This is a genomic window from Niabella sp. CPT15-335-S11 (assembly GCF_058792415.1).
The window spans coordinates 898,581-922,843 of sequence record NZ_JBYTEI010000002.1 but is presented as its reverse complement, the minus strand read 5'-3'; the positions used below and the strand labels follow the sequence as shown (position 1 = coordinate 922,843).

General features: G+C 45.0%; 11 protein-coding genes. All 11 read left to right on the top strand.

Features of this window, described 5'->3' with window-relative positions; translation table 11 throughout:
• Positions 1-10 precede the first annotated feature (10 nt).
• The 11 genes from AC3WS5_RS10220 to AC3WS5_RS10170 all read left to right on the top strand — a co-directional run bounded on the left by AC3WS5_RS10220 (position 11) and on the right by AC3WS5_RS10170 (position 24,246).
• Positions 11-3,265, top strand: a complete 3,255-nt coding sequence (locus AC3WS5_RS10220; RefSeq protein ID WP_492467270.1) for a SusC/RagA family TonB-linked outer membrane protein — start codon at positions 11-13, stop codon at positions 3,263-3,265.
• A 20-nt stretch (positions 3,266-3,285) separates the two neighbouring features.
• A complete protein-coding gene (locus tag AC3WS5_RS10215; protein WP_492467269.1) occupies positions 3,286-5,187 on the top strand; it encodes a RagB/SusD family nutrient uptake outer membrane protein in 1,902 nt (633 codons plus the stop codon).
• 36 nt (positions 5,188-5,223) lie between these two features.
• Positions 5,224-8,349, top strand: coding sequence for a SusC/RagA family TonB-linked outer membrane protein (locus AC3WS5_RS10210; RefSeq protein ID WP_492467268.1), 3,126 nt, complete (start codon positions 5,224-5,226; stop codon positions 8,347-8,349).
• A gap of 57 nt (positions 8,350-8,406) precedes the next feature.
• On the top strand, positions 8,407-10,590 hold the full coding sequence (locus AC3WS5_RS10205) for a RagB/SusD family nutrient uptake outer membrane protein (protein ID WP_492467267.1): 2,184 nt from the start codon (positions 8,407-8,409) through the stop codon (positions 10,588-10,590).
• A 9-nt stretch (positions 10,591-10,599) separates the two neighbouring features.
• Complete coding sequence (locus AC3WS5_RS10200) at positions 10,600-12,036, top strand: glycoside hydrolase family protein (RefSeq protein WP_492467266.1); 1,437 nt, start codon at positions 10,600-10,602, stop codon at positions 12,034-12,036.
• A 20-nt stretch (positions 12,037-12,056) separates the two neighbouring features.
• Positions 12,057-13,832, top strand: a complete 1,776-nt coding sequence (locus AC3WS5_RS10195) for a glycoside hydrolase family 71/99 protein (RefSeq protein WP_492467265.1) — start codon at positions 12,057-12,059, stop codon at positions 13,830-13,832.
• A 33-nt stretch (positions 13,833-13,865) separates the two neighbouring features.
• Entirely contained in the window at positions 13,866-15,602 is a 1,737-nt protein-coding gene (locus AC3WS5_RS10190; protein WP_492467263.1) for a hypothetical protein, read from the top strand.
• A 135-nt stretch (positions 15,603-15,737) separates the two neighbouring features.
• A complete protein-coding gene (locus AC3WS5_RS10185) occupies positions 15,738-16,922 on the top strand; it encodes a glycosyltransferase WbsX family protein (protein ID WP_492467261.1) in 1,185 nt (394 codons plus the stop codon).
• A 67-nt stretch (positions 16,923-16,989) separates the two neighbouring features.
• Positions 16,990-18,900, top strand: a complete 1,911-nt coding sequence (locus AC3WS5_RS10180) for a hypothetical protein (RefSeq protein WP_492467259.1) — start codon at positions 16,990-16,992, stop codon at positions 18,898-18,900.
• 53 nt (positions 18,901-18,953) lie between these two features.
• The gene (locus AC3WS5_RS10175) at positions 18,954-22,172 is read left to right on the top strand and encodes a glycosyl hydrolase (protein ID WP_492467257.1); all 3,219 of its coding nucleotides are present in this window, start codon (positions 18,954-18,956) and stop codon (positions 22,170-22,172) included.
• 40 nt (positions 22,173-22,212) lie between these two features.
• On the top strand, positions 22,213-24,246 hold the full coding sequence (locus AC3WS5_RS10170) for a glycoside hydrolase family 71/99 protein (protein ID WP_492467255.1): 2,034 nt from the start codon (positions 22,213-22,215) through the stop codon (positions 24,244-24,246).
• Positions 24,247-24,263: the final 17 nt, after the last annotated feature.

Sequence of the window (24,263 nt, the reverse complement as noted above, 5' to 3'; positions counted from 1 at the left end):
AAACCAAATTATGAATGTGAGTTCCCATCCCGGACTAATACTCCGTTTATCTCGGCTCGCGGTATCCATTGTTTTGTTAACAATAACACAGAGTTTTCAAGTAAATGCGACTACCGTTAATTCTACAACCGACTGGCCGCGAAATACATTCAATTCGAATACAGAGATTTTTCCGGCCGCATGGATTTTAAATGGGCGTGTATTAAATGAAAACGACGCACCCATAGGCGGTGTTTCTATTACGGTAAAAGGGACTAACCGCGGTACCACAACTAATTCTGAAGGAAGATTTTCATTGGAAATGATATCCGAGAATGATTCAGTTGTGGTCTCGTTTGTCGGCTACTTACCCTACACTTTTGTGGCTGGAACTCAGCGGGAGGTGACCATAAAACTATTACCTGATGCCACAGGACAAAATCTTAGTGAACTGGTGGTCACCGCGTACGGGCGTCAAAAGAAAGTTTCGGTGACTGCTGCCATTTCCACCGTACAAACAGAAGAACTGAGGAGGAGCTCGGCCGCCAGCTTAGCTACATCTCTGGCGGGTAAACTTTCCGGCCTCGTCTCTACACAGGCTTCCGGTGGACAACCGGGTCGTGATGACGCCCTCTTATACTTGCGCGGCGCCGCCACAACTAATGGCCAACAGCCATTGATCATGATCGATGGAGTTCCCAGGGACAATATCCGAACACTAGACCCCAACGAGGTAGAGTCAGTTTCAATTCTGAAAGATGCCTCGGCTACCGCAGTGTTCGGTGTGCGGGGTGCCAACGGTGTAATCCTTATTACTACGCGAAGAGGTTCTCCGGGAAAAACACAATTACAAATAAATGCTGAACAAACTTATAACTCATTTACCAGAGAACCAGCCAGATTGCATTCAGCCGATTATATGCGGTTGCGAAATGAGGCAGCGCGAAACGACGGAATTAAAAATCCTCCGTTTCCTGCTAATATCATAGCAAAATATGAAAACCCGCTGGACGGCCTTAATCCTAACGATCCGGATTATCAAAAACAAGCTGCGCTAAGAAATTATATTTATCCCGATCACTACTACTACAGGGAGATGGTCAAGCAATATTCACCACAGACACGCGTAAATATCAACGCAAGCGGCGGGACCAATCGTTTGAACTATTTCCTTAATGCAGTTTATTTACATCAGGGTGGTAATTTTAATGTGCAGCCGCAATCCCTTTTGGGTTATGATGCTTCGTCCTGGTTGGATCGTTATAATTTCAGATCAAATCTCGACTATAAAATAACAAAAAATCTAATTGCCTCTTTAAACATCGGAAGTTATCTGGAAAAAGTAAATATGCCTGCTGCATGGCTGTATGGCAATGATACCCATTGGATGGTTATCGATTGGCTCTATCACGCTACCACAATTCTCCCCATCACGCCTGGTCCGATGACCATACCGGGTTACGGTGTTCCGGCTGGACAGATTGTAGATCCGAATTACATAGATCGGTCCGCTTTTGAGATCATGAACAGATTCGGCTACAGGCGAGAAGTGAGATCGAATCTCAATACATCGTTTGAACTAAAATGGAATCTGAACAGGGTAACAAAAGGGTTAACTGCACGAGGGATGGTCTCTTATGACTCGAGATCCACTACCGCCACGTCAGCCAACAAGTCGGAGAGGTTATATGTGGCGAATGTTGATTATAATACAAACTCACTTAATTATACTATAAAGAGGCCAAACGAATCTCTGTTAAGCATAGTTGGTGGCGCTGATTCGCGGTACAATATTAATCTTCAGGCCGCCTTAAATTATCAAAGAGAGTTTGGGAAACATGACGTGGGCGGAATGATCCTGGCGCAAAGGGATAATTGGGAAAGCACGGGCGGCGAAATACCCTATAACGTTGTAGGCGTAGCCGGAAGGGTAACTTACGGGTACGATACGCGTTACCTTGCAGAATTCAATATGGGCTATAACGGTTCTGAGCAATTTGCACCTACTAAACGATTTGGTTTTTTCCCCGCTTATTCTGTCGGCTGGGTGATAAGCAACGAGAACTTTATGAAGGGAATAAACAATGTGATCTCGACGCTTAAATTGAGAGCCTCTTATGGTGTGGTGGGTAACGACAGAATTGGTAGTAATAGGTTTTTATATCTCGATAATATCACTATGGGCGGAGGCCCATTGCCAAGCCTCGGTTTAGGGGCAGGTGTAAACGAAGGGTTACTAGGAAATCCTGCCTTGTCGTGGGAGCTATCGAAGAAGAAAAATTTTGGTATTGATTTAGGACTTTTCCGACAATTAACGCTTGCCTTCGATTACTTTATTGAGAATCGTAGCCAGATATTAATAACCAGGGGATCGGTACCCGTATTACAGGGAGTTCCTCTGGGTAATCTTCCAAAAGCAAATATGGGTAAAGTAGATAACAGTGGTTGGGAGTTGGAGGCTAAATATGTGAAAACGTTTTCGAACGGCCTAAGGATAAATATTATGGGCAACCTGGGTGTGAATAAAAACAAAGTGGTGTTCCTTGACGAGCCTATCCGGGATTCCACCTATGCATACCGTTACAGGTCAACTGGATTCCCGCTCGGTCAGCAATGGGGATATAAGATCGACTATAGCAATGGCAATGGTTACTTTAATTCGCAACAGGAACTCGACGAGTATTTGTCCCGGATCAAATACGGATTTGGAGATCCTCGCGTAGGTGATTTTAAGTATCTCGATCTGAATAACGATGGAGTGATAAACGATAAGGATATTGCGCCGGTAAAATACACCACTATACCTGGAGTGACATATGGTATTACGCTGAATCTGGAGTTTAAGGGTTTTGATTTTACCACTTTTGTTCAAGGACTTGGGCGCTATTCATTTCGGTACGGGAATGATCAGGGACAATATGAAAACATTAAATTAGGAACGTATTTCCCATTCCATTTGAAAGCATGGACGCCAGAAAGGTACGCTGCTGGCGAAGAAATTACCTATCCCGCATTGAGTACCCGATCTACGACAAATCATACGGCAAATGATTTTTGGATTATGAATCACGCGTTTACGAGATTGAAGACAGTCGAACTGGGTTATAGGCTTCCTTCCGGGTGGGTAAATAGACTCCGATTAAAATCAACCCGGGTATATGCAAGGGCCGACAATTATTTTGTTTGGACCCATATGCCTATTACACACCTGGACCCGGAAAACCGGGGATCCATTGATTACCCCGTCACAAAATCGCTAAATGTAGGCTTAAATATAACTTTCTAACTCTTTGAAACCTAAATAATATGAAACATAAATATATAGTAATATCATCGTTTGTGATTTTGATGTTTCTTGTTTCTTCGTGTAAGAAAGCTTTAGACATTGCACCGGACGGGAAAATATCAATGGACGAAATATTTGCTGATAACGACAAGACAGCCGCTTATTTAAATACGTGCTATACCTGGCTGCCAGTAAAAGGAACACGATATTTTTTCTGGAGTCGCGGTCCCGTGGAATGGAGCGATGAGGCGTGGGATACCGATGCAGAAGCAGAGCCGTGGATCAAATCGGGGAGGATGTATAATGGCGACGCATCGGCGGGGAGCCATCCAATAATCGATTTTGACGATGCATATAATGGCAATTATTGGAATTTTTATTGGACTGCCATACGCAAATTGAACGTTTTCATTAGTCGGATCCCGACTGCTGCAGTAAAAAGCGAGTCTGACAAGAATCGATGGAAAGCTGAAGCACATTTGCTTCGCGCTTACTACTATCATGAATTGCTGAAGTGGTTTGGTGCTGCGGTGCCGATTTCCCGTTCGCCTTACAGTTTTAATGACAATTTCTCGAAGTTAAAAAAAGAGAGCTATTACAATGTTGCGAAGTTTATCATTAGCGACTGTGATACTGCACTCAGTTCCTCGGAACTTCCCTGGCGAATAACAGTAGGAAGTGAGTATGGCCGAGTGAACAAGGCAATGGCGGAGGCTATAAAATCCAAAATAATCTTATTTGCTGCCAGCCCGCTTTATAATGGCGGAAACAATTATTGGGAGGAGGCATACCAGATCAATAAGAGATCTCTGGCCAATTTAAGAGCTCAGGGCTTTAAGTTATATGATAAGGTTAATTTTCCTCAAACCTATATGTCCGACGTGGCCTTTTTTGGCCCCGGGGATGGCAAAAATGAGAAGGCTGCATTGTATAATGAGTATTTCACAAATAGTATGGAAAATTCCCCTGGTGCGATTGACAAGGAAACTTTGTATCAAAGCAGGGATGGGCAGGGAAATATTTGGAATATCGATGGTATTGGAGCTCAGGACGGATATAAATCCGGTACTTGTCCTACGCAGGAATTGGTTGATGCATATGAAACTGTTGATGGTCAAACCATTCTTAACCTGGACCGACCCTACCTTGACGAAAAACATACGCAACCCAATTATAACACGGAAAATAAAACTTATGACCCCGATAACCCTTACGTAAACAGGGATCCAAGATTTTATGCTTCAATTTACTATAACGGGTCCAGGAGAAAAGCTTTGTGGAATTTTACCGAAACTAGTTCATCCCCTGAAAACTTTCCTGCAGGTATGGGAAATCGAACAAGGTTTATCATGACCTATGTGGGTGAACCCCAAACGGGAATTGACAGAGCAGTCAGAAAAGCTACCCGCACCGGATATTTTGAAAGGAAGTTTCTTCACCCCAATTCGGGCGGTGACAATGCAGTTGGAGGTGCAAATTGGAAGCTTTTTAGGCTGGGGGAAGTGATTTTGAATTTTGCGGAGGCAGCGGCTGAGACAAATCACTTACAGGAAGCAACTGATGCTGTTAATGAAATAAGAGCAAGAGTCGGTATGCCGCCGATACCATTATTGTCAAAAGAAAAGCTGATACAACGAGTTCGGCATGAACGCAGGGTGGAACTAGCCATGGAAGAAAACAGGTATTTCGATGTGCGTCGCTGGACGAAACCTGACGGGGACCTAGGTGCAACAGATAAATGGGTGACAGCGATGGAAATTACACGGAATTCGAACGGTACATTCACGTATAGTCGTCGTCCGGTGCGAGAAACTGAAAGAAAATGTTATACCAACAAGTTTTTGCTAACGCCAATACCCTTGTCTGAAGCGAATCGCCTGTTATCATTAACGGGAACTAGCTGGCAGAACCCTGGATGGTAAACCTATAACTGACAAACCGAATACTAAAAAATTATTATGGAATACAAGAAAATTATCGGAAAAATGCTGAGATTGCCAGTCTTTCTGTTTTTTATGTCAGGAGCTATGGTTCTTAATGCCCAATCTTTGAGCCAGACGATTACTGGGAAAGTTACTGACGAATTCGGAAGACCTCTTTTGGGTGCACTTATTAATTCAGCTAACGGTAAAAACGGAACTTCTACCAATATCGATGGGGTGTATTCAATCACTGTCGATGACGGAAGCAAGTCGCTTTTATTTTCAAATAAACATTACAAATCACAAACCGTTTCATTCACTGGCGGGGAAGTTCTGAACGTACAATTAGAGTGGGATGCCGTAGCGGGAGATGATATTGTAGATCTTGGATATACATCTCAAAAAGTAAAGCAAGTTACCGGCGCCGTCTCCAGAGTTGACGGAGATGTGCTTGCGCGTTCTCCGGTAGCTAACTTCACTATGACATTACCTGGCAGGCTTTCGGGACTATTCACGCAACAAGGTTACTCAGAACTGACCCGTACTACGACAAGTCTATATTCCAGGGGTATTTCTTCGGGCAGGGGGCTTGCGCCGCTGGTGGTCATTGACGGCATCATGAATTCTTTTAACAGCGGACAATCGCTGGAATACATTACTCCGGAAGAAGTGGAATCAGTTGTGTTGCTGAAAGACGCTTCCACACAGGCTCTTTACGGTATACAGGGAGCAAACGGCGTTTTAGTAATACGAACCAAGAGGGGCGTAAAAATGGATGGTTTGAAAATATCCGGCAGATTCGATCAGACAATGCACCAGGCTACAACGCGACCTGCCTTTTATGACGCTGCTTCCTGGGCGGAGATGCGTAACCAGGCTGCAATAAATGACGGTGAAGCTCCGAATTATTTTTTTACACAGGAAAAGATCAATCATTATCGTAGTGGCGACATGCCCGACAAGTATCAAAGTAACAACTGGTATAATCGCTATATCCGGGACATTACCGGGATGCAAAGAGGGTCACTCCAGATTCAAGGTGGTAATGATCGGGTGGTTTTCTATTCTAACTTAAATGTATTACATCAGGGCGGACCTTTTTATACCGACCAAACCAAGTATAAAAGCAACAGCAACTATACCTGGCTAAATTATCGCGGTAATGTAGACGTGAAAATTAACGACTGGCTGGGTGCGTTTGTACGTCTGGGCGGTAATATAAAAAGAGAGAGGCAGCCCGGTGGTCTGGTGAATGCTCAGGACGCTTATTCTACCGTGTTCCTTATGCCCTCTTTTATGTATGGGCCTGTAACCCCTGAGGTAAAGGATCCCAATACAGGAAAGATTACTGACCCCGGTGGCAAGGTGATCACAACGGACAGGGTGGGCAGTCCCACTTACGGTATTCTGAACCGGTCAGGTTACTCAAGGCACACAGTAACCAATATTTCTTCTCATTTCGGATTGAAAATGGATATGGATTATCTTACCAAGGGATTGAATTTTGTAGGTACGTTTGCCTATCAGACAAACTCGGTGGGATCGCTGACCACAACACAGAACTATGAACGCTGGCTAAGATCAGATAATACAGACGAGTTAACTTTCACCAAAAAGGGAACTAATAATAATACCCCTCTTTCATATGGCAAGGGAGCCGGATATTACTATACCCTTTCTTATAATACCGCTTTAAATTATAACAGGCAATTTGGTGTCCACAGAATAGGGGGAATGGCCTATATGTTCTATCAAAATCTGATCACCGGTAACTTCTCTGGTGCGGAAATACTTCCACACAACCGAGTAAGCAGTGGGGTTGAAGTAGATTATGGTTTTGATGACCGCTACCTTTTAAAAGCGGATCTCGGTTATTCGGGTTCAGAGCAATATGCAAGGGACAAACGCTTTGTGTTTACTCCTGCAATATCTGCGGGATGGGTAGCTTCAAATGAGCCTTTCCTCAAAGGCAATGACGTGTTGACATTTTTCAAATTAAGGGGATCGTTTGGGGTTACGGGTAACGATCAGGGTAATTTGAACCGCTATGCTTACCTGGACAATATCAGGTATCAGGGTGGTGGACCTATCCCTTATCTTCAATATCTTATTGTTGAACGTCAGCGTGGAAATCCTGATATAGCGGCCGAGTTGGTTACAAAGGTAAATGCGGGGGTGGACTTGACATTCTTAAATGCCGTGTCAATGACATTTGATGCGTTCAGCGATAAAATGAATAACCTCATAGTAGACCCCACCGGGAATATCCCGTTATATCAGGGAATTCCTTTAGGGTCTTATCCGCCCACAAATAGCGGAAAATTTAAGAATCAGGGATATGAAATAACCTTGAGATATGAGAAAAATATCAACCCCGACTGGAAGGTTTCTTTGGGTGCGATGGTCAGTCATGCAAAAAACACCAATATAGATGTTAAAGAGGCAAAACGAACGGATGATTTTGCTTACAAAAATCGAATTGAAGGATATCCCGTAGGCCAATTGTTCGGATATCTTGTCGACTATAGCGGCGGGAACGGTTATTATAATACGCCACAGGAACTGACTAACAGCGGCCTGACCTATAGTATGGGAGTGCCGAGATTAGGAGATCTCAAATTCAGAGATTTAAATGGGGACAAGATAATTGACCAACGTGATTTGGCCCCATTAGGTTACGGCGCCCTTCCGCAATATGCTTACAGTGCAGACGGTGGTGTTTCTTACAAAGGGTTCGAACTGAACTTCCTCTTCCAGGGAGTATCAAAATTTTCCGGAATGTATGGCGGGCCGTTCGGAGCTGAGTATGATGGTATTTATACATCACTTGCGGCCAACGCATGGACTCCTGAAAGGCAGACAAATGGTGCGAAGATAACATGGCCTGCTTTATCATTGAAAAGCATTACAAGTAATCAGCCGAGTGATTTTATGCTCATGGACCTCTCGTACCTGCGGCTCAAGAATGCCGAACTATCTTACATGTTACCTTACTCTGTAACCCGGAATATAGGTTTGAATAAGGTGAAGCTTATCTTAAGCGGGCAGAATCTTCTGACTTGGGATAAACTGAAATTTAAGGATTTCGGCCCTGAAGGCGGTGGTTACTACGGTTTCCCGGTGTATAAGGCTTATAACGCGGGAATCAGCGTGATCTTCTAAAGGTGGTGAGCCCTGCTTGAAATTTTCTATCCAAGGTTAAAAAGAAAAAATATACACATGAAAAAATACAGGATCTATTTGATAATCATCGCTGCAGTATCGCTTTTCTCCTGCAATAAGGCGCTCGACCTGCCCACCGATGGCCGTATTGGTATTAATGAAATTTTTAATGATTACGACCGTACCAGGGGATACCTGAATTCCCTGTATGGCAATCCCGGATTCTATACACCCTTACCCTATATGGATCGGGCTTCATATACGGATGAAGCGCATGATGCCGATGACGTATCCCCTTCCTCAACTTATGCGCTCTGGTATGCCGGAACGGTCAATTCCTCAACTTATGGCGGGGCTTCGCAGGACGGACAGCCCTGGGGTAGACTCTTTGAGGGAATCAGAAAATGTAATTCATTTCTCAGGGCCATAAGAACGGCCACTGTGGTGGTAAGCGACGAGGAGAAGGCAGGATGGGTGGCCCAGGCTCACACGCTGAGAGCCTTGTATTATCTTCAACTCATCAAGCGTTTTGGCGGAGTGCCAATTTTTACTGAACCCCTTGAGATCAACCGCGATTTTTCGAAGGATCGGCGTGCCAGCTTCAGTGAAGTAGTGAAGCTGATTGTTGCAGATTGCGATTCGGCCTTAATGGCACCAAACACACAGAATGGTTTCTCCTGGAATATTTACGATAACCAGTTCAATAAAATGCACCGGGCGGTTCCCTATGCCATTAAATCTGAAGCAGTTCTGTATGCTGCCAGCCCTTTGTGGAGTGATGGCACCTACACATGGGCCAACGCCACACAGGTCACCGCCGAGGCTTTGCAGCAATGCCTGGCAAACGATTATAGGTTATTTAATGTGACTCCGTCGCCCGATATTGCCCAGAACGCTTATGCACTGTATTTTCTGACCAACCCTAACGACCGAAGAGCAGTCGATAAAGAGACAATATGGGGTGTTAACCAATGCCCGGTTTGGCAGTGGGCAGGCCTGCCAACTACTCCCGGTATTAATCGCACCGGACCTTCACCTTCACAGGAAATGGTCGATAGCTATGAGATGATCAACGGTGAAGCGCCCATTTTAGGGTATTCTGATGTTGCGCATCTTGTACCGATCATCAACAGCAATTCAGAATATGATCCTAATAATCCCTACGTGGGACGGGATCCGAGGTTTTATAGTTCCATTTACTATAACCAGGCGCCCGTTTCACTTGATCCGGGAAGTGCCGGCATGAAATTTACCGCGACCGCGGCCTTTACAGCTATCAATGCTGTATGCCCCACTTGGGGCAGTTCGACCGGGAGGCTGACTTTTACGCTGTATAGATGGAACAATACTTATGCGGGAAGTATAGCCGGCATCCCCTTGGCTCAGAAAGTTTTTGTCAATTTCGCGGATGGGGCAGCGCTGGAACTTAATTTTCCCGAGCAGCAGGCGGGCGATTATTTATGGGTATTAAGTGATGGAACCGGAACGGTAGGGGTATGGAAAATGAACGATACCCAGCCACCGGCAGTCAGTTTTTTTAAAGGGGTTATCACACAGGGCAATTATATGAGCAGTATCGCTTACGCTCCGGGTCAGTTTACTAAACTATATACAGATGGTGCGAAGACACCTGTTCAGATCATCGGCGGGAGGAAAGTTCAGTCCTACGTTGGGGGAGCAGATGAGATATCTGATTTCAATACCAAACACACCCGCACGGGATATTATCTAAGGAAATATAATAATTGGAGATCAGGACCGGGTAACAATGCGGATGGATGGGCACGCATGTTTAGGCTGGCCGAATTATATATGAACTTTGCCGAAGCAGCAAATCAGTCTGTGGGTCCTGATGCGCCGGTTTCTGCTAACGGCCGCTCCATGTCTGCAAGAGAGGCTGTAAACGCAGTAAGGGCCAGAGCAGGAATGCCTCCGTTTCCAATAGGCATGACAAAAGAAGCATTTGCAAAGAAGTACCGGAACGAAAGAAAAATCGAGTTTGCATTTGAAGACCACCGATTCTTTGACTTGCGACGCTGGAAGGTTCTGAATGAAAACGGAAAATTTGTTACCGCTATGCGTGTCACACCATCGTCTTCAGGTTATACATATCAGCGAATCAAATTAATGGACAGAAATAGCTGGCAGGATAAATGGCTGATGTATCCTGTACCTCAGGAAGAAGTAACCAAAATCATGGGCCTTTCCGGACAAAACTGGCAAAATCCCGGGTGGGATTAACAATGAAACATGAGGCGTTTTTTTGTTATATGTGTTTTTTTTGTTGCAGGCTGCGGAAAAGAAAAAGAAACAAAAATTCCGTCATCCCCGCCTGATACCTATAACCCGGTGTTCAGTGTTGGTTCTGGCTGGGATATTTATTCCGGGGGAGGATACCGTTACGGGCCCTCAATTATTGAAAGTGGTAATGGGGTTGTGGAAGCCTGGTTTTCCGCTCCGGGCGCCAGTTTCGGTGAAGCCGTGGAGCTATTTAATCGCGACGGTATCCATAAAGCGGTGCCATTATCCGGGACGAATACCGCCGCACAAAAATTCAGTTCCTCGGTGCCATTTTATTCCATAGGAGTATTATGCCCGAGCTGGCAGACCACAAATAGCTCCATAAGTATAAGTCTCTATAAGTGGCAGGTGGATTATACATCTACGCTAAAATCTGCAGCCATTGCCTCAAAAACCTATGTTAATTACACTGACAACCAGAGTATTTCATTAGCCAGTGAAAGCCTGTTTCCGGCGGGTGAATATTTCTGGGTGTTGAGCGATGCAAAAGGAACCGCGGGTGTGTGGAAGAAGGAAGGCTCCTACAGTGCTTCGGTAAGTTATTTAAACGGGCAGGTGGTCGCCCCGTCGTTTGAATCCAGGATTTTTATTGCTAAGAGCTCCGGAGGATTGTATTGGGACCAGATCTCTTACAAAAAATCAACTGACGGAGGCAAGACCTGGGGACCTGAACAAATGGTGCTAAAGCCCACCGAATTTTCCAGGGACGAGCTGTCCAACTGCGATCCGGGAGTGATCAGGTTTGGCGGTTATTACTATATTGGCTATACTTCTACGGAAGACGTACGGGGGACGGATAATCATGTGTACCTGGCAAGGTCTGTTTCAGCCACAGGACCTTACGAGAAATGGAATGGGACCGGTTGGGGAGGCAATCCACAACCGGTGATCACCTACAATGGGAATCCGGATTTTTATGGAGCAGGTGAACCCTGTATGGTCGTTAAAGAAGACAGCCTTTTTTTCTATTATTCTTGGATCGATGAAGGGAAGAACGAAACCCGGGTTGCGCTTTCCAATACCAGGGATCCGAACTGGCCGGCGGGTCTGCGTACTAAAGCAGTGGCCGTGGATAAAACGGGTATCACGGCCGCGGATCATTGCGATGTCAAATATCGGAAAGACTTAAAAAAATTCTACGCGATCCATACCGCCTCGCGCCTGACACCCAATAGTTATTTGATTCTTTGGGAGTCTTCTGATGGATTGAGATTTACGCGAAAAGCAGATATCAGGTCTAATTTGAAAGCAGGTCTGCATAATTGTGGCTGGAGTGGTGACGAAACGGGACAGATCGATCCGGCCAGGCCCCAGTACCTATCGTACGCCTACGGCGAAGGTTGGGCTAACTGGAACACCTATTGGCATCCGATCAGTTTCAAATAATGCATTTAAATTTTTCAGATATGAAGTATTTATTCAGCTTTGTTATTCTTTGCCTTATCCAAACGGTAACAGCCCAGTCACCGGGTATCAGCGCAACTGCCACTGATGCCCTAGGCAGGAAGCTCCCAGGGTCCGAACTGGTTGGCACACCCAAAAAAGACAAACTGGTTGGGATTTTTTACTGGACCTGGCATACCCAGCCGGGCATGAAGAATCCGCCGTTTAATGTTACGGAATACCTGACTCGGAACCCTAAAGCGCTCGAGGATTATAAAAATGAGATTTGGCCGAAAAGAAATAGTCCCTGGTTCTGGGGGGAACCCCTCTTTGGATACTATCTTGACACCGATTCATGGGTGCTAAGAAAACATGCGGAAATGCTGGCTGACGCCGGTGTGGACGTAGTGATCTTTGATTGTACAAACGGAAATATTACCTGGAAAGAATCGTACACAAAGCTTTGTGAGGTTTGGACGCAGGCGCGCAAAGAGGGAGTTAAAACCCCTCAAATAGCCTTCATGCTTCCGTTCTGGACCTCCGACGGAGGAAAAGAGATTTTGCGAGAGATCTATCGAGATCTGTACAAACCCGGAAAATACAGGGATTTGTGGTTTGTTTGGAAAGGAAAGCCTTTTGTGATGGGGTCGTCCGAATTTGCGGATGAGATAAAAAATCGACCTGAAGACCCCCAATTAAAACAGGAGTTGCTGCGGTTCTTTACCTTCCGGCCTGGTCAGCCGGTATATAACAAAGGCCCCGAAAGAGCCGATCATTGGGGCTGGCTGGAGATCTATCCCCAGCACGGTTTTGTGAAACAGACCAACGGACGTTTTGAGCAGGCGACGGTTGGTGTTTCTCAAAACTGGTCAAAAGAAAGAGGGTTAACGGCGATGAATGCCCCGGGTGCATTTGGTAGAAGTTATACGGATGCAAAAGGACATGATACGGAATCTGGCGCCGTTAATTACGGGTTCAACTTTCAGGAACAATGGGATCGTGCACTTGAGATCGACCCGGACTTTATTTTTATTACCGGTTGGAACGAATGGATTGCAGGCAGATATGATATGTGGCAACAACAGCCTAATGCATTTCCCGATGAGTTCAACCAGGAGAATAGCCGGGATATTGAACCTATGAAAGGCGGCCACGGTGATAATTATTATTACCAGATGGTGAATAATATCAGGAAGTTCAAAGGGGTGCCGGTACTAGATCCGGTATCAGCTCCCAAAACCATCAGTATTGACGGGAAATTCACGGAATGGAATACTGTAACCCCCGTGTACAAAGCTCATAAGGGCAGTACTGCACATAGGGACAGCCCCGGCTGGGGGAGCCTCCATTATCAAAATAACACCGGCAGAAACGATATCGTTCTCGCAAAGGTGGCCCGGGATAGCGAAAATATTTACTTCTATGTGGAAACTGCTAATACACTGACCCCCAAAACGGATCCCGCATGGATGAGGCTTTTTATTGATATCGATCAGAATAAAAACACAGGCTGGGAAGGTTATGATTTTCTGATCAACAGGACGAATCCTGGTGCTAAAGCTGTTTTAGAGAAAGCCCAGGCTTCCTGGTATTGGGAAAAAGTGGGCGATCTGGATTATGCAGTTTCTGGTAATAAAATGGAGATCAAAGTCCCAAAAAAAATGCTGGGAATTGATGCCACCGCGGATTTTGGTTTTAAATGGAGCGATAATATGCAAAACGAAAATGACATCATGGATTTTTGGATCAATGGCGATGTTGCGCCGTCGGGACGGTTCAATTACCGATACCGCTTTTAGTGTTAACAGTAATTCCTGATCTTAAATTGATTTATGATGAAAGTTTATATGCTACTGTTTCTTTGTTCGTTTACTTTGTATTCAAAGGCCCAACCCCTGGCCGGAACGGATGATCTGGGTCGCGTACTATTGCAAAACGACGCAGTTGGGGATCCGAGGCCCGACAGGTATATTGCGATGTTCTATTTTTTGTGGCAGGGTGATAAGGGGTCTCCTACTTCACCGTATCATTGGGATTTATATAAATTGTTTACAAAAACCCCGGGAGTATTTGAGGATGCTGATGATTCCCGCTGGGGAGGGAAGAAAGGGTCATATTATTTTTGGGGCGAACCGATTTATGGGTATTATCGGGGTGATGATTATTGGGTACACCTCCGGAATATCCAGTTGCTCACTGATGCGGGCGTGGACCTGCTCGTGATTGATGCCACCAACCGGCTGACCTATCCAACTCAATCGGAAGCCCTTCTGAAGGCCATGGAAGCAGTAGGGGCCCAGGGAAAGAATCCTCCTAAGATTGTTTATTATACCAATACCCGATCAGGAGAGACTATGCAGGAAATCTATGACTATTATTATAAGACTGGAGCTCCTTACAGATATCCCAGTTGCTGGTTTTACATGGACGGGAAACCACTGATCATTGGTGTAACAAAAGAAGCGAAAGGAAAAAACTATGAGGACTTTTTTACTTTCCGCGAGTCCCAATGGCCCACGGTTCCAACGGTGGTCAATGGATGGCCCTGGATCAGTTTTAAACGAAAACCTGAAGTGCACTACAATGATCGGGGAGAAAGGGAAATTCTGAATGTTTCAGTTGCGCAGCATCCCAATCCCACAGCAGGTATGGGAGGGTCCGCATTTTATGGAAATATGGATAACTGGGGCAGGAGTTATCGTGGTGGAAGCCACGGAAATCCGGAGAAAGATATTTTTTATGGTTATAATTTTCAAGAGCAATGGGATGATGCGTTAAAAGAAAATACAAGGTTCATATTCGTTACGGGTTGGAATGAATGGATCGCGGGAAGGTGGGACAGTAAGGACAAGAATTCCCGGCATTCCTGGTTTTGCGATCAGGCAAGCCCGGAATACAGCCGGGATATTGAACCCAGCCTCACCGCGGGGCTGAAAGATGATTACTATATGCAGACAGTGAATAATATCAGGAAATATAAAGGTATTAAAGCTCAAACAATAGATCGGGATTTCAGAATCATCGGAAAAATGGATGACTGGAAGAAAGTTCCGATTAAATTTTTGGATTATACCGGTGATACGCAGAAAAGGGATCATCCCGGAGCTCAATCCCTGCCGGTAACGAGATATACAAACAACACCGGCAGAAATGATTTCCATATTCTGAAAGTTGCGACTAGCAAGAAAGACTTATTCTTTTATGCCCAAACCGTTTCGGATATCACCCCTCCGGCAGGTAATAACTGGATGAGACTTTACATCGATACCGACAGAAATTTTAGAACGGGCTGGGAAGGCTATGATTACAGGATTGTAAGGGGCTCGGACATCGAAGTGTTCCGGGAGAATAAATGGGTAGCCCTTCAGAACTGGAAAGCAAAATATATAATTGTCGGCGATAAAATGATGATAACCGTCCCGCGCGCTGCACTGAAGTTGTCTGAAGCTGCTTTTTCTTTTGAATTTAAGTGGAGCGACAATATGCAGAAAGAAGATCCATTAGACTGGTACCTGAATGGGGATGCTGCTCCGGGTGCCAGGTTTAATTATATCTATCAGTTTAAATAAGCTCGAAGGAATAGAATGTATTTGTTTTCAAACATATATGACCTGCTTGTATTTTTTTGAGATCATGGAGCTGAATAGACAAAAAATAAAATAACTATTGTATCTTAATTGAGGAAGCGCAAAAATAAATGACAAATGAAACACTTTAAATTTATTGGTCTGGCGGCGATTACTGGAATCGTTTTCATGATATCCTGTAATACAACCAAGCAAAGCTCCCAGAAAATTGATGTGGCAGCTTTTTACTGGCCTGCCTACCATTATGAACCCAGGCTTGAATTTATTTTTCCGGAAAAGAAAGGGGAGTGGGAGATCATTTACCATGCGGTACCCAAGGATTCAGGACATCGCCAGCCCAAAGTGCCGTTATGGGGATACGTGGATGAAGCCGATCCTAAGGTGATGGATAAGAAAGTCAACGCGGCTGTAAATCACGGAGTGAATGTATTTATTTTCGACTGGTACTGGTATGAAGGAAAACCTTTGCTGGAAGATTGTATCAATAACGGGTTTCTGAAGGCTAATAACGGTAGGATGAAGTTTTATATCATGTGGGCAAATCATGACGCCACCTCCTACTGGGATGTGAAGAATCCGAAAATTGATTCCGTGTACTGGAAAGGGGGAGCCGACAGGAAAAATTTTGATATCGTGGTGGACCGGGTGATCAGTCAATATTTTAAGGATCCTTCTTACTACAAGATAGATGGTAAACCGGTTTTCTGTCTGTATGAACTCCAGACCTTCATTGATGGCCTTGGGGGCGCAGAAGCGGCTAAAGACGCCCTTGAGTATTTCAGGAAAAAAACGGTTGAAGCGGGTTTCCCCGGTCTTCATCTACAGGCCATCCTTTGGTCGGCGCTGCCCAGCAGTATTGCAGGAGTCCCCGGAGATAAGATTGAAACCCAGGATGCTGTGCTGAAGTATTTCGGATTCAACAGCCTGACCAATTATTGCTGGGCCCATCTCCGAAATCCCGACGGAGATTATGAAAAATGGGCGGACTCCTCCGTGGCTATGTGGCAGACATTTGACAAGGATTTTACAGCGCCGTATTTCCCGAACGTAACCGTAAGCTGGGACGCGAATCCGAGGTTTTTATTTCGAGCGGGCTATATCAATAATTCCACACCTGAAAAATTCAGAAAGTATCTTGTAAAAGCAAAGGAGTATGCAGAAACGCATAAAGACCAGCCAAAACTGATAACTATTAATGCGTGGAATGAGTGGTCCGAGGGTAGCTACCTGGAACCAGATACTCTTTTCAAAATGAAATACCTGGAGGCCGTGAAATCAGTCTTTAAACACTCAGGAAAATAAACTTTCAACGGAGCGGGGGACGAATTTGAATGGATTTATTTCATGACAGTCAGCGTGATTATTAGATATGATTAGTAAACTTTATATCATTGCTATTTTATATTTACCTCTAGCTATTCTGGCTTCAGTTACTGAGTCAGCGGGTCAGGATATTTTTTGTATGGGGAATGGCAAACTCGCAGTGTACGGGGCAGGTGCAGACATTATTCAGGTCTTTGGTCCTCCCTACAGTGCTCCCCCCACTTCGTTTGAAATGAAGCTTGATAGCAGTATTAATGTGGTATCGGTGCGCGAGAAAGGTACCGCCATCTGGAGACATGAATTGAAGAGACGCGATCATTTGGTGGCCCGGATAACAGATTTTGTTGATAAGGACAGACCTTTTTTTATCAGGCGGATTACGGCTTATGATGATTTTTCATTCCGCATCCGGTTCCCTGGGAAAATTGAACGCATCCCTAACTCAGATATTTTTAAGGGGGAGGTCAGCCAGGCCCTTTTACTGAAAACTCCTGCGGGTTCATATATCTATAATTCCTATCCACAACCGGTGGAATCCTACCACCAGTTGTTGCTGAAGGGGGAGGTTACACTGCATGAGGGCATTATCGAAATCAAAAAGGGGGAAAGCACGATATTGGTCAGCGGCGGGCCCTCCTATCCTGAATGCATCCGGAATATGCGGGATTTATTAGACCAGCCCGATTCCGTTTTGCTGGAGCGTACCAGGAAATACTGGAAATATTTCACTAATCGGAGAATTAATTTTAATAAGACGGTACCGAAGAATTTGCCTCAAAGAGATAAGCTTCTTCAAACTATCGATGATGTTGCAATACTTATTAAAACTCAGATGAGTGTTGAAGGCGCGGTATTGGCCGGGTATAATTATCACCTGGGATATGTCAGGGACCAGTACGGGGTTTCAAGAGGTCTGTTGAAACTGGGATATATTAAAGAAGCCAGAGAAATTTTGAACTTTTACTGGAAGATCTGGAAGGAAAAGGGTAAGATCCATAACGCACAGGGAATTGGCGTGGATGCCTTTCATATTCATGAGAATGATGAGGTGGAAATCACGGGCTATCTGATCATGCAGGCATTTGATTATTTACGGAAAACTAATGACCAGGTGTTCCTGAAGGAGATTTTTCCGATGCTGGAATGGGCATGGAACTCCCAGGTTAAAAATCTTCACAAGGAAATGCTCCCGTTTAACGGGGATGAGACCTATGTGGCAGGGGGGATCCTGCCCAGAAGTGCCCTGCTGGATGGTTCTGCTGAAGCAACCTTACTATTTATCACAGGAGGTAAACAATTCCTGCAATGGATAGAAAAGAATAAGAAATGGGACATTGACCGGATTAGCAAAAACAGGTCCGTCCTAAAAAGGGTGGAAGACAGGTTTCGTGAAAACTTTTTTACAGGATCCGTTTTTTATGCAAATAACCCCGATAGGAGAATAGGATTAACTGCTCCTGCTTTCAGGCATGGGGTCTGTGAAGCTTTACTGGAAGGCTGCGATTTTTTTTCCTGGACCCAACGCAATGACTACAACCGATACGCCTGTCCCAAATGCTTTCCCAAGGCCCATCTGCAGGCTGCGGAAAGCAAAAAATACCGGATTCAGTCGACAGCACTAATTCCTTTGTACATCGGTTCGGGTATTTTCAGTAAAGAAGAGATTTCAAAAATGGTGGGGGATATTATGGAAGCCTATCAAAAGACAGGAAACCTCCCGTCAAGGCCTGAGGGAGGCCTCACCGTCGGTTATGATTATGGGCTGCTTTTGTATAATCTTTCGGTTTTGAACCGGAGCGAAAAAGCGGATATCTATAAAAAAATGATTTCGGTGCTGGACCGGTCAGGAGCATGGGTGGAGTATTATAAAGATGGAAAACCCGCAGGAACAAGGTACCGACCTTGGGAAAGCTCCATAAACCTTGAAGCAGCACTGGAATTCGCAGAAAAATACTAAATTCAATTAATGCAGATAAACAGCAACTGAAACGCTTCCTTAAATAATAAATTATGCCAAAAATATTTTTATTTTTAATCTGTTTTATCATTTCCCTGAGTACTTTTTCCCAGAGTAAAGTATTGGATCAAAGCTTTAAAAATCCGCCCCTAAGCTACCGCCCCGGTTGTTATTATTACTGGATTAATAATAATATTTCAATTTCAGGTGTCAGAAAAGATATTGAAGCTATGGCAGAAGTAGGGATTGGCCGGGCATTTATTGGCAATGTGGGCTTCCCGGAAGAGGAGATGTTTCTGAAGTACGGGACAGCCAAGTTGTTTTCCAAAGAATGGTGGGATGTTACAAATGCAGCCATGAATGCCGGTGTAAAAAACGGCGTAGATATTGGATTGTTCAACAGTCCCGGCTGGAGTCAGAGCGGTGGCCCCTGGATCAAACCTAACCAGGCTATGCGATACCTGGCTTCCCAGGAAATGACTGTGGAAGGCCCCGGAACCATCAGCAGGCAATTTGATAGCGACCCCTTATTCCAGCAGGTTACCGTACTGGCATTTCCCCAACCCGAATTTGAAAATGATTTTCAAAATAAAAATATTGTAAAACTGGTTTCTGACCCGGATTCCATACGGGTTGAAAAAGCATTTGATAATGATACAAGCACGATATCAACGGTGCCCCAAGGGAGTAAAAACTTTCAGATAACCCTGGAAAAGAATCAGCCCTTTCCCGCGAGAACGCTGCTGATCTATCCGTCGGGGCAACCCTTCATTGCTGATATCGTGATCCAGGCGAAAACAGGCAATAGCTTCAAAACCCTGAAATCCTTTCATTACGACCGGAGCAATTTTTCCAAAGGTGTAGGTTTCAGGCCCAAGGCGCCTGTTGTAATCAGTTTTCCCGAGGCAGTTTCAAAAGAATATCGCCTGATCCTCACTAATATCAAGGGTACCGGTGGTTTTGCAGAGATCCTGTTTTCCAATGCGGCGAGAATTGAGCGATATGAGGAAAAACAATTGGCAAAAATGTTTCAGACGCCGCTTCCCCTGTGGAAGGAATACCATTGGGACGCTGAAACTGAAATCAAAGATAAGAATGCCGTGATCAGACAGAGCCGGATATTGGATGTCACTAAAATGGTTTCGCTAAACGGAACCCTGCAATGGAACGTGCCCAAAGGGAAATGGATCGTGGTGCGTTATGGAATGATGCCCACGGGGGTCACCAATGCCCCGGCCACTCCTGAAGGGACCGGTTATGATGTGGACAAAATCAATAAAAAAGCGATTCGGGATCATTTTCAGAGCTTCATCAAGCGGATACAAAATGAAATTCCGGAAGCAGATAGAAAGGCGTTTAAGTACGTGGTAGCCGATAGTTATGAGACCGGTTCACAGAATTGGACCGATGATCTCGTCAGTTCATTTAAAAAAACTTATGGATATGATCCGGTAAAGTGGTTGCCGGTTCTAACAGGGCGAGTAGTGGAATCCAAAGACAAAAGCAATCGCTTTTTATGGGATTTGAGGAGACTGGTGGCCAACAAAGTTGCCTATGATTATGTGGGTGGATTGAGAGAAATAAGTAATAAAAACGGATTGGGCCTCTGGCTGGAAAATTACGGCCATTGGGGATTTCCCTCGGAATTCCTGATGTACGGAGGTCAGAGCAATGAAGTAGGCGGGGAATTTTGGGCCGAAGGGGATTTAGGCAGTATCGAGTGCAGGGCTGCTTCTTCCGCGGCTCATATTTATGGTAAAAATTCTGTTTCAGCAGAGTCATTCACCGCAGCAGGAAATCCTTATGCGCGGTACCCGGCAACATTGAAAAGAAGGGGCGACTGGTCATTCACCGAAGGAATCAATAACACGATATTCCATGTGTATATTCAGCAACCCTCTGAAACGAAGCCGGGCGTAAATGCATGGTTCGGCACAGAATTTAACCGGCACAATACCTGGTTTAAACAAGGAAAGGCGTTTATCGATTATATTCGTCGTTGCAACTATATGCTGCAGCAGGGAAAACCTGTTAATGATGTGGCATATTTTATTGGGGAAGATGCGCCAAAGATGACAGGCGTCACCGATCCCGCGTTACCACCAGGCTATCAGTTCGATTACATCAACGCAGAGGTTATTGAAACCCGGCTACGTGTAAAGGATGGCAGGCTTGTTTTGCCCGATGGCATGTCGTACGGGATGCTGGTCTTACCAAAGCTTGAAACCATGCGCCCGGAATTGCTTCAAAAGATTGTGCAATTAGTAAAGGAAGGGGCGATTATCCTGGGACCCCGGCCTTTCAGCTCGCCTAGTATGCAGAACTATCCCGCAGCCGATATAAAAGTAAAGAACCTTTCGGACCAGCTCTGGAAAGGCCTTGACGGCAAGAGCAACCGGATTGCAAGTTTTGGAAAAGGAAAAATGATGAATGGTCTTAGCATGGAAGAAGCCTTTAAGGAAATCAATCTGAAGCCCGATTTTGAAAAAAATACGGACGACAATATTTTATTTGTTCACCGTTCCGATGCGGATAAAGAGATCTATTTTGTCTCCAATCAAAAAGAGGGCACGGTTGCGCTTGAGCCCTTATTCCGGGCAGGCAAGGGTCAGCCCTATTTGTACGATCCGGTGTCGGGTAATAAAAGAATTCTTAAAAATTTCTCAGTCGAAACGCACGGGATCAGGATCCCCCTATCCCTCGATGCATACCAGAGCTGTTTTGTTATATTTAATAAAAAAGAAAATGGGCGGCCATCGCCTCAAAATAATTTTCCGGAACCGATGGCTTCGGTTCCCATCGATGGACCATGGGATCTAAGTTTTGATGAAGCCATGCGGGGGCCCTCCAGTAAGATCGTATTCCCTAAACTGATTGACTGGAGTAAGCATGAGAATGAAGCCATCCGCAACTATTCGGGAACAGCGCTGTATAAAACAAAGTTTACCCTGGATAAGCTGGAACCCGGCCAAACCGTCTATATCCATCTGGGGACGGTGAAGGTAATGGCCACGGTGAAACTCAATGGTAAAACAATTGGTACTGCCTGGACCGCCCCCTTTAAGCTGGATGCTACCTATGCGCTGAAGCAGGGAGTTAATGATCTGGAAATTGAGGTGGTAAATACCTGGGTCAACCGGCTGATTGGGGACAGTAAGCTACCCGAAGCGCAAAGGCAAACCTGGAGCAATGTCAATACCATCAAGCCCGATACACCGTATGATCCTTCGGGACTGATGGGACCTGTCAGACTAGAATTTGTCAGGTACTGACAGGTATAAGCTTATTCTAAATATGATAAAACGAATTGATATGAAAAATCAACTTTTCTTTCTGACGATTATTTCATTGGCATTCTTTTCCTGCTACAACCAGAAAAAAGCGTCCGCCCCTAAAACGGAAACGGGGATCAGGGATTTGTACAGCGATACCTGGGTTGCTACCGATGGGCTCGGCCGCACGATGCCAACTTTTGAATTGGCCGGCCCCGTTAAAAATGATCAGAGAAGGGTGGTGGGTATTTTTTATATTACGTGGCATACCCAGGATAAGTTCAACAAGAAAAGCCCTTATGAAGCCGATGTGACCAAAATTCTGCAGAAAGATCCTTCCGCCAGATTAGACTCCAAAAACCCGCTCTGGACAGAAGGAGAATATCATTGGGGTGAGCCGGAGATGGGGTATTTCCTCAGCCAGGATGAATGGGTGATCAGGAAGGATATTTCCATGTTGGCGGATGCTGGAGTGGATGTACTGGTGATGGATGTGACCAACGCCGTAAGGTACTGGGATGAGTGGGAAGTATTATTTACCACGATGCAGAAAATGAAAGCCGAAGGAAACAAAGTGCCTCAGTTTATTTTTTGGGCCTTTAATGGTCCGGTAATCACAGTGGTACAGGACTTATATGACCGGGTGTATAAGCAAAATAAATATAAAGACCTGTGGTTCTATTGGGACGGGAAGCCACTTTTGTTATATAATGGCAATCCCACGGTGGATGCGAACGGAAGGGGAGTGCAGAATCCCAATCCTCATTATGATTCTGTTGCTGCCGCGGATCCTACTCATCCTCAGCATCACAACCCTGATATTACTGATAAGTTTTATAAGAATTATACCCGGGAAGTCAAGGATTTCTTCACCCTTCGTACCATGTGGTGGGGATATTATGAATGGGCCGGAAAGCGGTTTGTGGGAACAGAGGATAATTGGAGCTTTGGTTATAGTATGGCAGATCCGAAAGTGAAAGCTTTAAACCTGGAACAATTATTGTCCACCCATAAAGGGATCAGAGAGGAAGCAGCTGTCACAACTGCACAACACCCTGTTACCATGACCAGTGATCCCATGGGTGTGGGAAAATCATGGTCGCGCAAGGGCGGCCAGCCGAAACTGGATCAGTATGACTTGCCGGCACCCACGTATGTGCCATGGCTAAAAAAGACGGTCAATAATCCTGAAGGATATGGAATTTATTTCCAGGAGCGATGGGACGAGGCTTTGCAGGCAAATCCCCAGTTTCTCTATATCAACGACTGGAATGAGTGGACAGCAGGAAAGTATGAATTCGGGTTTGCCGGTTACAAGTCCAAATGGCTGGGCAGGGATAATCCGTTTTATTTTGTGGATCAATATAATTCTGAGTTTAACAGAGGTATCCATCCTATGAAGGGAGGCTATACCGATAATTATTATATGCAGATGGCTCAGAATATCAGAAAATACAAAGGCATAAGGCCGATACCAGAATCAAAAGGGCTAAACCGTGGGATGAAGATTGATGGTTCCTTCGCGGATTGGAAGCAAATCACTGTTGAGTACCTGGATACAAAAGGAGACGTTGTTCATCGCAATGCAAAGGGATACGGAGGACTGAAGTACGTGAATAATTCCGGCAGAAACGATATTATCACTAGTAAAGTCGGTGTGGATCAACAGAACATTTATTTCTTTGCAGAGACCGCGTCAAATCTGACGCCGCATACCGGGAATAACTGGATGCTGTTGCTTATTGACGCCGATCAGAATAGCAGTACGGGTTGGTTCGGTTATGATTTCATCATTAATAAAGAAATAACAGACGGGAATACTACAACAATACAGAAGTATAACGCCGTATCCCGGCAGTGGGAAAAGATTGCTACTACTGATCTTTCTTATAACGGTAATGCGCTGGAGCTCTCCGTCCCCAGGACCATTCTTGGGATGAATGGAGATAAAATCAGCTTTGATTTTCACTGGGCAGACAACCCGAAGGATCTGGTTGATCCTATTTCACTGTGCACCGATGGCGACAGCGCTCCGAACCGGAGATTTAATTACAGGTTTATTTGGAGTAGATAAAGTATTTGCAAATTGTT

Coding starts and splice junctions, on each gene's coding strand:
- AC3WS5_RS10190 (WP_492467263.1), top strand. CDS start 13,866: ATGATGAAAGTTTATATGCTACTGTTTCTTTGTTCGTTTACTTTGTAT.
- AC3WS5_RS10210 (WP_492467268.1), top strand. CDS start 5,224: ATGGAATACAAGAAAATTATCGGAAAAATGCTGAGATTGCCAGTCTTT.
- AC3WS5_RS10185 (WP_492467261.1), top strand. CDS start 15,738: ATGAAACACTTTAAATTTATTGGTCTGGCGGCGATTACTGGAATCGTT.
- AC3WS5_RS10205 (WP_492467267.1), top strand. CDS start 8,407: ATGAAAAAATACAGGATCTATTTGATAATCATCGCTGCAGTATCGCTT.
- AC3WS5_RS10215 (WP_492467269.1), top strand. CDS start 3,286: ATGAAACATAAATATATAGTAATATCATCGTTTGTGATTTTGATGTTT.
- AC3WS5_RS10170 (WP_492467255.1), top strand. CDS start 22,213: ATGAAAAATCAACTTTTCTTTCTGACGATTATTTCATTGGCATTCTTT.
- AC3WS5_RS10175 (WP_492467257.1), top strand. CDS start 18,954: ATGCCAAAAATATTTTTATTTTTAATCTGTTTTATCATTTCCCTGAGT.
- AC3WS5_RS10180 (WP_492467259.1), top strand. CDS start 16,990: ATGATTAGTAAACTTTATATCATTGCTATTTTATATTTACCTCTAGCT.
- AC3WS5_RS10200 (WP_492467266.1), top strand. CDS start 10,600: ATGAGGCGTTTTTTTGTTATATGTGTTTTTTTTGTTGCAGGCTGCGGA.
- AC3WS5_RS10195 (WP_492467265.1), top strand. CDS start 12,057: ATGAAGTATTTATTCAGCTTTGTTATTCTTTGCCTTATCCAAACGGTA.
- AC3WS5_RS10220 (WP_492467270.1), top strand. CDS start 11: ATGAATGTGAGTTCCCATCCCGGACTAATACTCCGTTTATCTCGGCTC.